We start from the raw sequence: 16,713 nt of genomic DNA on the forward strand, positions 1-16,713 counted from the left end.
ATACTAAAAACACATTCTATATGGAAATTCATTTCCATTAAAACACTCATGTATATCTGGCGCATCTGCCGGCAATTCCATGATAATACCTGTAAGAAACAGTTTATTTTAGAAAGGGATGGTGGTGTGGCCAGACAGGATTTTTATATAAAAAAACTGCTGCAGGACCAGGCCCGTTTTGCGGACCTGTATAATGCTGAGATCTTTCACGGAAAGCAGATTCTGAAAGCAGAACTGTTGTCGCCGGTTTCTTTGGAATCCGGAATCGTCATAACAGACCGCAATGGCAGACGGCAAACGATACAAAGACGTCGTGATATTGCAATGAAAGCCTCCTTAGGAGCCTGCTTTATCGCAGCGTGCTGCGAGGCTCAGGGAGAGGTACACTACGGTATGCCTGTCCGGGTTCTGACTTATGATGCGCTGGATTATACGGAACAGCTTACGGACATTCAAAAAGAACACAGGAAAAAGAAAGATATTACAAAAAGTCCGGAGTTTTTATCCGGTATCACCCGCCAGGATAAACTCGTCCCCATACTCACACTGGTCCTCTACTGCGGAAAAAATCCATGGGATGGCCCCAAAAGTCTCATCGATATGCTGGATTTAAGCGGACCCGGAGAGTGTATTCCGGATCTTCTCGCCGCCCTCCCCGACTACCGCATCAATCTCGTCGATATCCGAAACATCAAAAACCTGGAGCATTACAAAACAGGTTTACAACAGGTCTTTGGTATGTTAAAATATAGTACAGACAAGAGTAATTTTTACAACTATATCGCGTCAAACCATGGCCAGATATGCCAACTGGACGATGACGCCCTGACGGCAGTCATGGGCCTTTTGGGAGAAAACCGACGGCTGATGAGGCTCTTGGCCGCTCCCGGACGAGAGGAGGAGTATACCATGTGTAAGGCAATCGATGATCTGATTGCAGATGGAAAAATGGAGGGCGAAAAAGAAGGCGAACTCCGTATGGCCAGCCTTATCTCCATCCTTTTAAAAGAGAACCGCCTGGATTTAATCGCGCAGATCACGGGGAATGAATCGCTGCGCAGACAGCTGTTCCAACATTACCATCTGTAAAAGAAAGGAGCTGCGGCCACATATCTCCGGCCGCAGCTCCTTTCGGAAATGCTTTTTATGTACACATCATTCTTTCCATATCTCTTTAAGTCTCCGATGTCTTCCTCACATTCGTCTCCAACAGCCGGTTAAACCCAAGCCAGCCATTGTTATCTCCAGCGCCTTTTAACACCTCGATCATGGTCTCCATCTTCGCATCGGTATTATCCGCGAAGTTTAATGCCAGCGCTTCCAAAAGAGCCGGTTTCTTCGGTGAACCGTATTCCAGTTCTCCGTGGTGTGCCAGAATACAGTGCTTCAGCTCTGTGGCCGCCTTCACCGGGAAATCCGGAATTGTACGAATCCGCTCAGATACCATCTCCGTACCGATGATGATATGGCCCAGAAGCTGGCCGTCATCCGTGTAATCATTTTCCGGGAAAACAGAAAGTTCCTTCGTCTTACCCAGATCGTGAAACATGGCAGCCGTGAGCAGCAAGTCGCGGTTGATCAGCGGATAGTAGCCTGCGTAATAGTCGCACAGCTTGACAACACTCAATGTATGTTCCAGAAGGCCGCCCACAAATCCGTGATGGACGCTCTTGGCCGCAGAGTGGAACTGAAACGCCTTTGCAAAAGCCTTGTCTTCCACGAAGAAGCTTTCAGCCAGTTTTCGATAATATGGTGTCCGGATGGATTTGATAAATCCGGTCAGTTCCTCATACATCTCACCGATGTTTTTGGAGGACACAGGGAGATAGTCTCCCGGTATGTATTCGCTTTCTTCTGCTATTCTGACACGCTTCACATTCAGCTGGTTGGAATTCTGGAACATGGTCACATCCGCGTCAATATAGACGTAGTCCATGGTCTCGAAATTCCCTACTCCCGGCGAATTTAAGTCCCAGATCTTTGCATCGATGGTACCGGTCTTATCCTGTAAAATTAAATTTCCGTATTCTTTGCCGGCTTTGGTCAGGGCAATCTGCTTGTTCTTGCATAAGTATACATCCGATATATGCAGCCCTTCCCGAAATGTTTCTATATATCTCATTGCTCTCCTCCATATCCTTTTATGAGTGCTCTTTATAAGCGCCACAGAAGCCAGTACTGCTTTGCATCAGCCACTGTTCCGCAGACAACGGCACAGTGGCTGATGCAAAGCAGTACTGGAAAACTTATCTGGCTCCTATGGTTATCTGATATTCAATCTCTTTATATTCATCTCTGCCGCTTCTGAGTACTGTTACCGGCAGAACCTCTCCCGGTGTCGCCGCTTCCAGCTTCACCTGGAAATCCTTCATGGTTACGATACTCTCACCGCCCATGACCGTGATAATATCTCCGCACTGAATGCCTGCGTTATAAGCAGGACTGTCTGCATTCACATCCACCACATAGACACCGAGCGGCATGCCGCTCTCGTTCATGATCGCGCTGACTTCCTGTCCCTTGATGCCAAAGTATGGGAATGCATTGCCGTTGCTCATCTTCTCCAGAATGCTCTTATAGTCAGAGATTGCCATGGCAACGGTCATATCTTCGCTGCCCTCGCTCTTATATTCATCTGTCACCCAGCCGATGATCTGACCGGCCGTGTTCATGAGAAATGTTCCGGTTCCTGCATTGCTCTTTAAATCGGAGTATATGATACGGGTCATTCCATCCGTCATCTGAACATTCTTCGCGATATAGGATACAGCGCCATAGCCGGTAGAATGCACCATGCCGGCCGGTCCGCCGATTGCGATGACCAGATCGCCCTGTTTCACGGAATAAGAATTCCCCAGTTCAATCGCTTTGACCTCTTCTAAAAGCGCCCTTCCCAGTTCTGCAGTCGGAACGCTTACAATTGCCATGCCCGACAGCTTATCAGTCTGCCTGATCGTTCCCTGAACCTCCGTTCCGTCTGAAAATGCCACACGGATAGAATCTGCCGCCTCTACTGCGCCTTCCGGTGTCAGCACCAAAAGTTCTTCATTGGCTGAAGAGATAACTGCCCCGGCAAAAAGGCCTGAATTCTCGACCGGATTATTAAACCAGTCTGTCTGTGTCTTAACGGAATGGACCGTCACGATTCCTTTATCCGCTTTTAATGAAACGGCTCTCAAATTCCCGTACAGGGTATTCAAATCATCTATGCTGAACGGATACTTTTTCATCGCTGACTCCAAAAGATCCTCAATAGGCTCGGACTCCTTTGTCGTAGCCTGAGTAGTCTCGGTCTCTTCCACCGCTGTCGTATCCGGGTCATCTTTCGGGATTGTTACCGGAGTAGTCTCCCTTGTGGTTTCTTTACCAAGGTATTTTTCCGCCACCGGCATGGAAACAACAAAAGTAACTGCAGCAACGATTCCGAAAAGGGCCGCAGTTAATAAAAGGGCAATCGCCCTTCTCATGATCTCTCTCTTTGTTCTGGGCTGTTTCACAATTTTCTCGCTGATAAAACGGCGCGGTTCCGTCTTTTTATCATCTGGCCCGCTTTTATCCGGCATACACACCCTCCTTTGCAGAAGACCTAAGCCTATTATACGTTTCTTCTCTGTTTTATGCAAGGAAAAGATAAGAAACGCTGTGAACTGTACCAATCTGGTTACAATTGATGGTATAGAATCTGGAATTTGAGGGACACTGTTGGTATCACATGAAAATTTATCCAAGGAGGACTTTACAATGAACGATTTAAAAAACAGCGAGACCGTCAAGAATCTGATGCGCGCGTTTGCAGGTGAGAGCCAGGCAAGAAACCGCTATACCTTTGCAGCCAGCCAGGCGAAAAAAGAGGGACTTCCGGTTATCCAGGCCGTATTTTCCTATACAGCAGGCCAGGAAAAAGAGCATGCAGAAATTTTTTATAATTATCTCAAGGACTTAAAGGGCGAGACCATTTTTATCGACGGCGGCTATCCTGTGGATTTACATGATCAGACCGTTGATTTATTAAAGGCCGCACGCCACAATGAGTATGAGGAATATCAGGACGTTTATAAGAATTTCGCAGAGGTGGCGAAGCAGGAGGGCTTCCTCCAGATCAGTTCTTCCTTCTCCCTGATTTCTGAGATCGAGAAAGTGCATGGAGACCGCTTCCAGATGTTTGCCGATTACATGGAGCAGAACAGACTCTTTGTATCCGACGTGGAAACCGGTTGGCTCTGCTTAAACTGCGGCCACATCCAGCACGGCTTTGAGGCCCCGAAGGCCTGTCCGGTCTGCCATCATGAACAGGGATATTTCGTCCGCGTGGAACTCTCACCATTTCTCAAGTAAAATCCCCGTCGTAAACGGGAGTATAACTTCCTGAAGCGGGATTTTCTGACTCACGGTTTCACTGGTATATTTCTCGTTGCTGTATCAAAACTAAGGGATTTATTTGATTGCAGGCCGTACTGTGTTTATGATATACTGTAATCACTACCGCCCATATGGGCGTCTGCCAGAAATTAGTCTGCCATCGTCTGATATTAGTTAGAAACAGAGAAAGGGAATCATGAATCAGAAAGCATTAAGAACGTTAGAATACGATAAAATTATAGCTCAGCTGGTAGAGTACGCTTCCTGTGAATCGGGAAAAGAACTCTGCCGCAAGCTGGTACCTTCCATCGATTACGATGAGATCGTCACCGCTCAGAGGGAAACTACTGACGCGGTGACCAGGGTACGCCAGAAAGGCGGCATTTCATTCGGAGGCGTCAAAGATATCCGCGCCTCCTTAAAACGGCTGGAGGTGGGGAGTTCACTCGGTATCGTGGAACTACTCTCCGTCAGCGCCTTACTTACTACCGCGGCCCGTGCCAAATCATATGGACGTCATGAGGATGACCAGCTTTCGGGGGATTCGCTGGAACAGCTTTTTTCCGTACTGGAACCTCTGACTCCGGTAAATACGGAGATCAAGCGCTGCATCCTTTCCGAGGAAGAGGTCAGCGACGACGCCAGCCCAGGTCTTCACCACGTCCGGCGCTCCATGAAGAACATTCATGATAAGATTCACACACAGCTGAATTCTATCCTGAATTCCAACAGAACTTACTTACAGGACGCAGTCATCACCATGCGTGACGGAAGATACTGTCTCCCCGTCAAATCCGAACACAAATCCAATGTCCCAGGCATGGTTCACGACCAGTCTGCCACCGGTTCCACTCTTTTCATCGAACCCATGGCAATCTTAAAGCTGAACAACGACCTGCGCGCTCTGGAAATACAGGAACAGAAGGAAATCGAGATGGTACTGGCCGATTTAAGCAATCAGCTGGTCCCGTATCAGGACGAATTGCTGGTCGATTTCCAGGTTCTCACAAAACTGGACTTCATCTTTGCAAAAGCGGCGCTCTCCCGGCACTATCAGGCCAGCGAGCCGCGTTTTAATAAGAAGGGCGTCATCCACATCAAGGATGGCCGCCATCCGCTTTTAGATCCGTCAAGGGTCGTTCCCATCACCGTGCATCTGGGAAGGGATTTCGATCTGCTGGTCGTCACAGGCCCCAACACGGGCGGTAAAACCGTCTCCTTAAAGACCGTCGGATTATTTACACTAATCGGACAGGCAGGCCTCCATATACCGGCTTTCGACGGCTCGGAGCTTTCCGTTTTTGATGAAGTATTTGCAGATATCGGAGATGAACAGAGTATTGAGCAAAGCCTCAGCACCTTCTCCGCCCACATGACCAATATCGTACAGATTCTCGGTCAGGCCGACAGCCGCTCGCTCTGCCTCTTCGACGAGCTGGGAGCCGGAACGGATCCGACCGAGGGCGCGGCGCTTGCCATCGCTATCCTGTCATTTTTACACAACATGAAATGCCGTACCATGGCGACCACTCACTACAGCGAACTGAAGGTCTTTGCCCTGACCACACCGGGCGTTGAAAACGCCTGCTGTGAATTCAATGTGGAGACGCTGCAGCCCACCTACCGTCTTCTGATCGGTGTCCCGGGCAAGAGCAACGCCTTCGCCATCTCATCGAAGCTGGGACTTCCCGATTACATTATCGAGGATGCGAAGACCCACTTAGAGGCCAAGGATGAAACCTTCGAAGACCTGCTTACCCATCTGGAACAGAATCGGGTTACCATCGAAAAGGAACGCATCCAGATTGAGTCATACAAGATGGAGGTAGAGCAGCTGAAGGCCAGGCTGACGCAGAAGGAAGAGCGTCTTGACGAGCGGCGTGACAAGATGATCCACGATGCCAGAGAAGAGGCTCAGCGGATTCTGCGTGACGCCAAAGATACCGCCGATCAGACGATCCGCCAGATCAACAAGCTGGCTTCCGAATCGGGTGTCGGAAAAGAGCTGGAAGCAGAGCGGGCCCGTATCCGCGGCAAATTAAAGGAAGTGGATTCCTCACTGTCCTTAAAGAACCAGGCAAAAGAGCCGCAAAAATCTATCGATCCGAAAAAGCTGAAACTCGGCGACGGCGTGCGCGTTCTCAGTATGAATTTAAATGGAACGGTGAGTTCTCTTCCGGGTCCCAAAGGGGATCTGTATGTACAGATGGGGATTCTCCGCTCTCTCGTCAATATAAGCGATCTGGAGCTGTTAAATGAGCAGTCCGTCTCAGGCCCGACTCTTGGAAGCGGCAACGGCAGGAAAAAGACAGGAAGCGGAAGCAGTTCTACCCGTATGTCCAAGTCTCTGTCCATCTCACCGGAGGTAAATCTGATCGGAATGACTACCGACGAAGCCATTCCGGAACTGGATAAGTACTTAGACGACGCCTACCTGGCACACCTGCCTCAGGTTCGTGTCGTACATGGGCGAGGCACCGGAGCGCTCAAGAATGCGGTCCATAAGCACTTGAAAAAACTGAAATACGTCAAAGATTTCCGGCTGGGTGTATTCGGCGAAGGGGATTCCGGCGTAACGATCGTCACTTTTAAATAGGAATCTATTGCTGTTCCCGGCCCCGCCGTCCGTTGCTTCCCGGTCTGTCCCGGCCCCGGCTGGCTCATGCGGCCTTTCCAGTTCCGGTTTCGGGTATAAGCACTTCTAAACGTGCAGAATTTTTCTAAAAACCAGAGGAAATCCCCAAACTCGCTGCGCTCAAACAGGTGGGGATTTTCTCTGAACGAAAAATTTTGCGCGTTAAGAATTGCTAATACCCTGCAAAGTCACAGGAAAGGCCGCATGAGCCAGCCGGGGCCGGGACAGACCGGGAAGCAACGGACGGTGGGGCCGGGAACAGCAACGGGAATCTTGAATACAACGCAAGGAGGATTTGGCTATGGCAGAAAAACAGAGAATATTGATCGTAGACGATGATAATAACATCGCCGAATTGATTTCTCTTTATTTGACGAAAGAATGTTTTGAAACGATGATTGTAAACGACGGTGAGGAGGCGCTCCGGGTATTTCCGGAGTTTAAACCGAATCTGGTTCTCCTCGATCTGATGCTTCCGGGCATGGATGGCTATCAGGTATGCCGGGAAATGCGGGCTCAGTCCCCGGTTCCCATCATCATGCTGTCCGCAAAAGGCGAGGTCTTCGACAAGGTGCTGGGCCTGGAGCTGGGCGCCGATGATTATATGATCAAGCCCTTCGACTCGAAGGAACTGGTGGCCAGAGTCAAGGCGGTGCTTCGCCGTTACCAGCAGGCCGCAGTGCCGGCGGCCGCCCAGACCGACCAGCAGGGCGATTACGTGGAGTATCCTGATCTGATTGTAAACCTGACGAACTATTCCGTCATCTATATGGGCCACTCCATCGAGATGCCGCCGAAGGAGCTGGAGCTGCTTTACTTCCTCGCTTCCTCACCAAACCAGGTATTTACCAGAGAGCAGCTATTAGACCACATCTGGGGATACGAATACATCGGAGATACCAGAACCGTGGATGTACATATCAAACGTCTGCGGGAAAAGATTAAGGATCACGCCAACTGGGCATTGACCACAGTGTGGGGAATTGGTTATAAATTTGAGGTAAAACGGTAGGGTATTTGAAGTAAAACAGTAAGATACTTGATGTATAGCAGCAAAATACTTAATGGGAGGATGCCAGGATACGGCCTCCTCCCATTCTCACTTATTCCAGTCCCCGGCTTCCAATCGCCTTCATCCTTCGCACTCCCATATCTTCACAAGACCACTCCTGATACCAGTAGCCTTTCGGATGCACCTTTGTCCTATAGCGTTTATGGGGCACAGGAAGAGTATCTGCAGCCTTCATCATGGCCGCCGCAAGCTCCGTCAGGAGTTCGTTTTTCACGCCCTGCATATCCGGCTCTTCCCAGAGATTGTAAAGCTCAAAGGGATCCGTTTTTCTGTTATAGAGATACCCCGATCCCATCATATCCACCTGGATGTGATACGTCCCCTTCCACAGCGCCCGCACCTGCCCGCACTGGGTCCAGGTGTTGAGACAGTCGAAACGGTCCCACTCCGGCGATACCGCATCTTCGGCCGGCAGCGTCAGTCCATCGTGCTCGTTCCAATACTGTCCGGAAAATCCGCTCTCCGCATAAGCAGTATCGAATTCCCGCTCCGGGATGTCCCTGTTTTTCAGAATCGGAAGGAAGCTTTTGCCCTGGCAGCCCAGCGGAGCCTCCAGTCCGAGCATATCGCACAGGGTTGGTAAAATATCAACAAGACTTACGAAACACGAAACACGCCTTCCCTGAGGGACAATATCAGGCCCTTTGAAGATCATGGGAATATGAGTCAGCACATCCGGCAGATCCGGCCCCTTCCGTATTAATCCATACTCACCGACGAAATCTCCATGGTCCGACACGTAAATGACGATGGTATTCTCCTCCAGTCCGCGCTCTCTCAGCCCCTCAATCAGACGTTTTACCTGATCGTCAATCAAACGCAGCATTCCGTGGTAATTGGAACGGGCGCGGAGAATCCTTTCCTCAACCGATTCCCCCAGCACCTTCTCCCACAAATTCCGGATCCATGGATAGCGATCCCCTTTCTCCTCCAGATTCTCTGTCGTACTGTGGAGAGGCGGAAGCTGCTCGGGAGGGAACATGTTAAAATAAGGTTCGGGCACCTGATACGGATTATGAGGCTCCGCAAATGAGACCCAGGCGAAGAACGGCTCGTGATCCAGGCTGTCTATGAACTGAAACGCTGACGATACATTTCGATAGGGATGCTGAACCTCGACGCCTCCGGGAGAGGGAACGTGCATCTCCATATGATGCGTGGAGTTTAAGAAATCGGCAAATTCACATTCAGCGGGAGTCGTATTGATTTCCCCTTCATTACCAAGATGACCCGTACACTCATGGAAGTCGAAATCCTCTGAACTGCGGTGAGAATGATTTTTTCCACAGAGAGCCGTCACATACCCATTCTTCTTCAATACATCCAGCAGGTCCTCTGTATACAGGGCATCCTGGAGGTTATGATTGGTTCTCACCTGATGGCATTCGCTGTACCGCCCCGTCATCATGCTGACTCTTGCCGGCATACAGGTGGGATTGGGCGTATAAGCATTTTCAAAATCCACGCCGCCCTTCGCCCACTCATCCAAAAATGGCATCGTGTCCAGCTCGTATCCACAGCCCTTACGCAGATCAGCCCTCTGCTGGTCCGTCATGATAATAATAACATTCTTCTTTTTTTCCATTCCAAACCTATCCTTTCACGGCGCCAATCATGACGCCTTTCACGAAATATTTCTGTACAAATGGATAGAGAAGCAGCATCGGAATGCTGGATACTACGATCACCGAATACTTAATTGCCTCCGCCATCTTAATCTTTTCCGCCATCCCGACGTCATTTGTCCCCATCTGTTCTGTCTGGCCCAGCAGAAGAATATTTCTTAATACAATCTGCAGCGGGTGCAGGCTCGAATCCTTTAAGTAAATCAGCGCGTCAAAATAGGAATTCCAGATTGCAACGGCATAATACAGCACAAGAACAGCCAGAATCGCCTTACTAAGCGGAAGCACGATCCGAAGCAGCATCGAGATGTTGCCGCAGCCATCGAGACGGGCCGATTCATATAGTTCTTCCGGAATGCTGTTTTCAAAGAAGGTCTTGGCCACAATCAGGTTATACGTAGAGAGTGCATTGGGAATCAGAATCGCCCAGATGGTATTATACATTCCCAAGTCCTTCACCAGAAGATAGGTGGGAACCATGCCTCCGCTGAAATACATGGTAAACAGCACCGCCATCATGATAAAATTCCGGCCCCTTAAGTTTTTCCTGGAAAGGGGATAAGCCGCCAGGACCGTCAGCGTCACACTGATTATGGTTCCAAGCGCCGTGTAAAACATGGTATTGCGAAATCCCCTCCAGATGTCTTTATTTTCAAACACCATGGTGTACGCCTTCGTCGTCAGCCCTTTCGGCCAGAGCAGCACCTCTCCCCGGATGACCAGATCCGGATCGGAAAAGGAGGCCGCCACCACAAAGATCAGCGGAACCATGACAATCACAATGATAATACAGCCGAGAACCGCCGCAATCACATCAAAGGTCCTGTCACTCCTGACGATCTCACCATACTTTCCTTTCATCTTCATCGTTCCCCTCCCTACCACAAACTGGTTTTTGTTGTCTTCTTACTGATAAAATTTGCACCTGCCAAAAGGGCAAAATTAATGATAGAATTGAACATTCCTACCGCAGTGCTGTAGCTGAACTGCCCTTTCTGAATACCGTTTTTATAAATAAACGTTGATATTACCTCGCTGGAGGAGATGGTGACGTCGCGCTGCATCAGAAGTACCTTCTCAAACCCCACACTCATCAGATTCCCGATTCTCATGATGAATAAAATCAGAATGGTTCCCATGATACACGGAATCGAGATATGTATAATCTTCTGCATCCTCGTAGCCCCGTCAATCGAGGCCGCCTCATAGAGCTGGGGGTCGATAGCACTCAGCGCGGCAATATAGATGATCGCGTTAAAGCCCATATTCTGCCATACATTGGAAAACACGTAGAGCGGCTGGAAGGCCGACGGCCTCGACATAAAATCCACCGGCTTCGCCCCAAAGAACGCGGTAATCTGGTTAAACAGGCCGTATTCTTTATTGGAAAACAGGCTCAGCATGCTGACAATTACAACGATGGAAAGAAAATTAGGCATGTACGTGATATTCTGAACCGCCTTTTTTAATTTTGTGCTCTTTATTTCGTTGATTAAAAGAGCCAGAAAGATCGGTACCGGAAAGCCGACGAGCATGGTGAACACACTGAGAGAGAGCGTATTTACCAGAACGTCCTTAAAATAATAGGACTGAAAGAACTGTTTGAAATAGGTTAGCCCCACCCAGGGACTCTTCGTAATTCCCAGCGTCGGGTTGAATCTGCGAAACGCGATCTGAAGCCCATACATGGGGATGTATTTGAATACAATATACCAGATGATGGGAATCGCCACCAGCGCGTAGAGGCCGGCATTCTTGCGGATATCCAGCCAAAGCTTTTTCTGTTTTTGTTTCATGGTATTACCTCCAGCTTTCTCTTCATACCGGACAGGCCGGAAGCCCTGCCTCCGGCTTCCGGCCCTCCTTCTTACTTCGTGGCATCCAGCGCTTTCTGATAGATTCCCTCCAGTTCGCGGATTCCGATCTGTTCCAGTGTAGCGCAGTACTCAGCCCATTTGTCAAAGCCCCACTCACCGATGACGAATTTGGCTACCGCCTCTTTTTTATAGTTAATGATATCCTGTTCTATGGCGTTCAGCCGGTCCATATCTTCCATGGAAACCGTCGGCTTTGCATATACCTTCTCAGGCATGTAGTCCACCAGAATGGCGGCTGCCTCCTTGGTCCGTTCGCTGGCCACTACATTGTCGGTATTATCCGTAATCATACACGGGAAACCGCCGCCCGGCACGAGGTTGATCTTGCCAAGAGCCGTCATAAACCCATCCGGACTGTTTAGGATCTCATCTTTGAAATGCGGCACATGGTTCGAATCGTAATCAAAGGTCTCCCCCTCTATGCCGTAACGGAAAAACATCTCCCCCTCGGCTCCATAGAAATAATCCACCCAACGGACAGCCGCTTCCGGATTGGAACACGTATTGCTGAGCGCGAAGCTGCCGAGCATACTGATACTGCCGGTGGCGTCCGTCCACATCTGATCCCCATTCGGACCGATCAGTGGTTTGTAGCCCACATAATCTTCCTCGCAGTTCACGAATACGTCCGAATACGGCATATACATGGCTCCGTACATCTCTCCGGCCAGATTGCTTCTCCATGCCGCTCTGTCGTTCTTATAATAATCCTGCCATAACAGCTTTTCCTCATAGAGATCGTTTAAGTAAATCAGGTATTCTTTAAAGGCATCGTCGCACAGCCAGTTATGTACCGTTCCGTTTTCGTCGATATTATAAGTATCTTTCATCTGGAACTGAAGGCCGAAGCTGCCCGCCAGCGGGTAGATCGAATCGGGTTCGCGAATTCCCAGCGGGATTTCATCCGCCTGGCCATTTCCATTGGGATCTCCGTCACGGAATGCGATCAGGACATCTTTAAATTCCTCCAGATTCGTCGGAATATCTTTTCCAAGCTTATCGAGCCACGCCTTGTTGATCCACTGTTTAAATCCCATGCTGCCCGTCGCGCTTATATCGATGGCAGGAATTGTATACATATGACCGTCCGCCGCAGTTACCGCCTGCTTGATCTGAGGGTATTCCTCATAAATCTTCGACAGGTTGGGAGCGTATTTCTCAATCAGATCGTCAAGCACCATCAGCTGTCCGCTCCCCACCCCATAGGTGGCAATCTGGTCAATCTTGATATCGCTTTTCAGGAAAATGTCCGGCAGCTCATTGGAGGCAAAGAGAAGCTGCTTGTTCTCTTCAAATCCATCGGCCGGTACTTCCTGATAGTCCATATGGATGTTTGTTAAATCCTCATATTTGTTCAGAGTGAGGACCTCGTTCCAGGGCGCATGGTTCTGATCCCGGCAGCCGTACACCGTCATGGTAATCTTTTCATTTACGATGGGAAAGCCCTCCATATTCAGATTCGCAGCCTCTTCCCCGCCTGCTTCCTCTGTCACCGCTCCCGTCGTCCTGCCCTCTGTTTCCGCCTTTTTTCCGTTTTCAGCAGATTTCCCACAGCCTGTCATCAGCCCTGCTGCCAGGATACCGCCAAGTAATAATACCGCTGCTTTCTTCATACCTTCTTCTCCTTTCGCTTTCTAGTACTGCATTGCGTAATTAATTGTGAATAAAATGCCTGATATCTGCGTCAGAGGGTGTTTTATCACAGTTAATTACGCAATGCAGTACTAGCACTTCCTGATAGAAAAATTTTACCATGTAAAAGGATTGGAATATGGTCTGTTTTCTTTTCTATTTTTACTTTCCTGTCCACAATTTTTACTGTTTCGCCAGATACTCCTTCGGCGTCTTCCCCACGTATTCCTTAAAGACTTTCAGAAAATATCCATAGTTTCTGAAACCGCACCGGGACACCACCTCTTTTAACGGAACCCCATCCCGGATCAGGCGTTTTGCCTCCTCCAGCCGTATCGTATTCAGATAATCGGTTACGGTCTGTCCCGTCTCGTCATGGAAGATACGGCTTAGATAGGAACTGCTCACGCCGATCCCATCGGCGATCATCCGCAGGCTGATGGGGCTCTTATAATGTTCCTTCTGATAGGCAATCGCATTTCGCACCATGGCAGAATAGCCTCGTTTTTTCTCCTCCTTCTCGCTAATCTCTCTCAGCACATTCCGGTAAAGGCCGGATACACTGGATACCAGCGCTTCCCTGCTCTTCACACGGGCATACTGAAACAGCATGAATTCTCTGGGGAGAAAGTCCAGTTCAATCTCATATTCCACCGATATCTTTTCGATCAGCTCCAGAAGCTCTTTCGTCACCATAATGCAGAGTCCGGCATGATCGGCAGGAATCCCGCCGTATATCTCTTCTATCAGCTGCGCCGCCGAGGCTGCATCGTGTTCTACCGCAACGGCCAGAAGGCGTTTATGCTGGCCGATGGTCAGGGAAAGAGAGGCCTCGCTTTCCCGTTCCGGCCCCGCCTCCTCCAGCTTATGCAGCAGGAAGCTCTTCAGGGAATTGTCGTTAAAGAACAGCGGACACCGGGTAAAATCAAGGCGCAAATGGAAGATGCGGCGTACACTGTCCTGAATCAGGGCCATGATACACTCCAGCTTATTTCTTATCTCCGCCTCTGAGATAACACCGTAGAACCGGGTCAGAAGGACAATGCAGTCCGGCTTTCTTAAGCAGGCCAGAGACTTTACGCCCTCCAGTCGGGCCGCCTCCGCCGCCTTTGCGACGCCCTCCAGCAGACCGCCGTCATCAAGCATGGCCGTCCGGTCCATATCCTTGATCCGGATGATAACCGCAGCCTTTCTGCTGTTATCGGAGGTGAAGGGGTTGACCCCTTCCCCGAAGATCCATTCCCGCGTCTGTCTTCTTAATTCCGCCTTAATCTCCCAGGAGGAGAGTCCCTTTAGGCGGGTCGCTATGTTTTTTAAGGTGAGCACCAGAAACTCTTCCGACAGGCGGCTCTTCAGAATATAGTCATACGCGCCGTTTTTCAGAATTTCACGGACGTAATCATAATCATCATAGCTGCTCATGGCGATGATGGCGGTTCCCGGATATTTGCGGGAAATGATCTCCGAAAGAACGATCCCGTTCTTTCCCGGCATGGAGACATCCATGAGCACGAGATCAATCTCCCGCTCCGCCAGCACGGCAAGCGCCTCGTCCCCGCTTCCCGCTTCCCCGGACAGCACAAACTCCCCGGTCTCCCAGAATTTCATCTCCCGGATGCAGGTTCTGAAGACCGTCTCATCGTCAACCAGTAAAATCTTCAAGGCCATCTTTTTCACCTCCCGCTGGCAAACGCAGTTCCACGCACGTAAACATCCCCTCGCAGCTGTCTATGGTTCCGCCATATCCGTCGCCATAGATCAATTGAATCCGGTTAAACACGTTGGTAATACCAATTCTGCGAAATCCCGGTTTTCCTTTACTGGCCATATGTTGTTTCAGCTCTCCCAGCTTGTCCTCACTGATTCCCCTTCCATTGTCCATCACCTTCAAAATCACAACCCCCGCCGCTCGCGGCGGGGTTTGTGACCCTCGCGGCAGTCGCCAAATGGACGCGCCAGCGTGTCCGTTTGGCTCGTTGCTCGCGGGAATAACGGTATCCTGCTGCCTGTATATCTTCACATTGATCACTCCGTCTCCATCCATCGCCGCAATGCCATGAATCAGGGCATTTTCCACCACTGGCTGCAGCAGAAGCTTGGGCACGGGATAGCTCCACAGTTCCTCCTCCACGTCCCACAAAACGGTAAACGGCCTGCGGTACTTGAAACGCTCAATTGTCAGGTAATTTTCTATGTAATCCTTTTCCTCCCACAGTGTAATAAATTCATTGTGGTTGGAGAGAACACTCCGCAGCAGCTCCGACAGCGACGCAGCCACCGCCTCAATCTCCTTCTCATCCCTGCTGTGAGCCACATACTGGATGCTGTCGATGGAATTATAGAGAAAATGCGGTTCAATCTGGGATGCCAGCACATCCTGCTGGGCCTCTCTCTTCAGCTTTTCTTTCTGCCGCACCTCGGCCATCAGCGCCTCGATCCGATCCATCATCACGTTGAAGGTATCCGCCAGAGCGCCAATCTCATCCCTGGCCGGAATTTTCATGCGCACGCCCAGATTCCCGGAACGGACAGCCTCCATTCCGCCGGAAAGGCATTTCAAATCGGCACAGATCCGCTTCGATAGATAGGCCGCCGCCAGGAGTGCCGCCGCAGAAGCCGCCGCGCCGATCAGGAGAAATTTCGTCTTCAGTTCCTGTGCATCTTTCAGCAGCACATCTTGCGGAATCAGGCTTATAAGCGTCATGTGGCTGGTGTCGGACACATAGCGGATATAGTAATAGGGATTGCCCTTCCATTTTACGTAGCCGGCAGAGGGCGCCTTCTGACGGACCTCTTCCACCGGTCCCTGTCTCTCCTCCTCTCCGCTGTTGGTGTAGAACAGCTGTCCATCCGGCAGATACAGATAGAGGGCGACCGACCGCAGGAAGTCAATGGTGTATACGCTGGTGATAAATTCGTAATTCAGCTTTACAACAATAACTCCCCTCGTGTTCCCCTGGCAGTACGTAACAGGATGGCTGAGGAGCAGGCTTTGGCCTTCCGCATCATAGATAAGCTCCATGGAATCGCTGGACAGCGCCCGCTTCATTGCAGGAGTATCCAGCTCCCGCTTCATTACAATCCCCGATCCCGCCTGATAGATGAGTCCGTCCCCGGTAATCAGAAGAATATCCTCTATGTATTCCTTCTGCGAGAGAAAACCGGCCAGGAAGCTCTTAATCTGTTTTTTCTGCTGATACCCTTTATAGGATGCCTCCTCCCCTGCCCTGACCAGATTGGGGGAAATAAATTCCTGCGCCAGCGCAACAGACAGTACGATTTTCTTCGACTCGGACAGCATACTGTTAAATTCCCGGTCCGCAAAGGAAATATACTGTTCCGTATACCGCTCTGTCGTGGATTTAATGGTATTGATCTCCGCATAGAACGAGATGATCAGCGAGGCGACCGCGGTGCCTACCGCAATCAACAGGCTGACCGTCATGATTTTTGTTTGTATGGAATGCAGACTCATATGTATCCTCCCTCCTAGTTATGAGCACTTAGCGGGCG

The 16,713-nt window shown here is 50.0% G+C and carries 12 protein-coding genes; 4 read left to right on the plus strand and 8 right to left on the minus strand.

Annotation, left to right across the window (positions count from 1 at the left end; genetic code table 11):
- The first annotated feature begins 126 nt into the window (after window positions 1-126).
- Entirely contained in the window at window positions 127-1,089 is a 963-nt protein-coding gene (locus H8S75_RS17150; protein WP_187022686.1) for an Rpn family recombination-promoting nuclease/putative transposase, read from the plus strand.
- Between the two features lie 85 nt (window positions 1,090-1,174).
- On the opposite strand, the gene H8S75_RS17155 is transcribed toward H8S75_RS17150, so the two are convergent.
- Both H8S75_RS17155 and H8S75_RS17160 read right to left on the minus strand, forming a co-directional pair.
- The gene (locus H8S75_RS17155) at window positions 1,175-2,122 is read right to left on the minus strand and encodes a 3'-5' exoribonuclease YhaM family protein (RefSeq protein ID WP_187022687.1); all 948 of its coding nucleotides are present in this window, start codon (window positions 2,120-2,122) and stop codon (window positions 1,175-1,177) included.
- A gap of 124 nt (window positions 2,123-2,246) precedes the next feature.
- Window positions 2,247-3,563 (minus strand): S1C family serine protease, encoded by a 1,317-nt coding sequence (locus H8S75_RS17160; protein WP_187022688.1) that lies wholly within the window; start codon window positions 3,561-3,563, stop codon window positions 2,247-2,249.
- Window positions 3,564-3,741: 178 nt separating this feature from the next.
- Between H8S75_RS17160 and rbr the strand changes: the two genes are divergently transcribed.
- From rbr to H8S75_RS17175, 3 genes are all read left to right on the plus strand, one after another.
- A complete protein-coding gene (gene rbr, locus H8S75_RS17165) occupies window positions 3,742-4,335 on the plus strand; it encodes a rubrerythrin (RefSeq protein WP_187022689.1) in 594 nt (197 codons plus the stop codon).
- Window positions 4,336-4,555: 220 nt separating this feature from the next.
- Window positions 4,556-6,955, plus strand: a complete 2,400-nt coding sequence (locus H8S75_RS17170) for an endonuclease MutS2 (protein WP_187022690.1) — start codon at window positions 4,556-4,558, stop codon at window positions 6,953-6,955.
- A gap of 340 nt (window positions 6,956-7,295) precedes the next feature.
- Window positions 7,296-8,006 carry a response regulator transcription factor gene (locus H8S75_RS17175; protein ID WP_002601932.1) on the plus strand — a complete coding sequence of 237 codons (711 nt, stop codon included), beginning with the start codon at window positions 7,296-7,298 and terminating at the stop codon, window positions 8,004-8,006.
- 91 nt (window positions 8,007-8,097) lie between these two features.
- Here H8S75_RS17175 and H8S75_RS17180 read toward each other — a convergent pair whose 3' ends face one another.
- The 6 genes from H8S75_RS17180 to H8S75_RS17205 form a co-directional block, all read right to left on the minus strand.
- Window positions 8,098-9,651: a sulfatase family protein gene (locus H8S75_RS17180; RefSeq protein ID WP_187022691.1), complete on the minus strand. Its 1,554-nt coding sequence runs from the start codon at window positions 9,649-9,651 to the stop codon at window positions 8,098-8,100.
- A 7-nt stretch (window positions 9,652-9,658) separates the two neighbouring features.
- Entirely contained in the window at window positions 9,659-10,558 is a 900-nt protein-coding gene (locus H8S75_RS17185) for a carbohydrate ABC transporter permease (RefSeq protein ID WP_187022692.1), read from the minus strand.
- A gap of 11 nt (window positions 10,559-10,569) precedes the next feature.
- Window positions 10,570-11,487, minus strand: a complete 918-nt coding sequence (locus H8S75_RS17190) for an ABC transporter permease (RefSeq protein ID WP_002601935.1) — start codon at window positions 11,485-11,487, stop codon at window positions 10,570-10,572.
- Between the two features lie 71 nt (window positions 11,488-11,558).
- Window positions 11,559-13,181: an extracellular solute-binding protein gene (locus H8S75_RS17195; RefSeq protein WP_187022693.1), complete on the minus strand. Its 1,623-nt coding sequence runs from the start codon at window positions 13,179-13,181 to the stop codon at window positions 11,559-11,561.
- A 202-nt stretch (window positions 13,182-13,383) separates the two neighbouring features.
- Window positions 13,384-14,868, minus strand: coding sequence for a response regulator (locus H8S75_RS17200; RefSeq protein ID WP_187022694.1), 1,485 nt, complete (start codon window positions 14,866-14,868; stop codon window positions 13,384-13,386).
- A complete protein-coding gene (locus tag H8S75_RS17205; RefSeq protein ID WP_187022695.1) occupies window positions 14,843-16,675 on the minus strand; it encodes a sensor histidine kinase in 1,833 nt (610 codons plus the stop codon). The genes H8S75_RS17200 and H8S75_RS17205 overlap by 26 nt, the downstream gene beginning before the upstream one ends.
- Window positions 16,676-16,713: the final 38 nt, after the last annotated feature.

Origin of the sequence: Hungatella hominis, assembly GCF_014288005.1 — a bacterium.
In the GTDB taxonomy this organism is placed as follows: domain Bacteria; phylum Bacillota; class Clostridia; order Lachnospirales; family Lachnospiraceae; genus Hungatella; species Hungatella effluvii.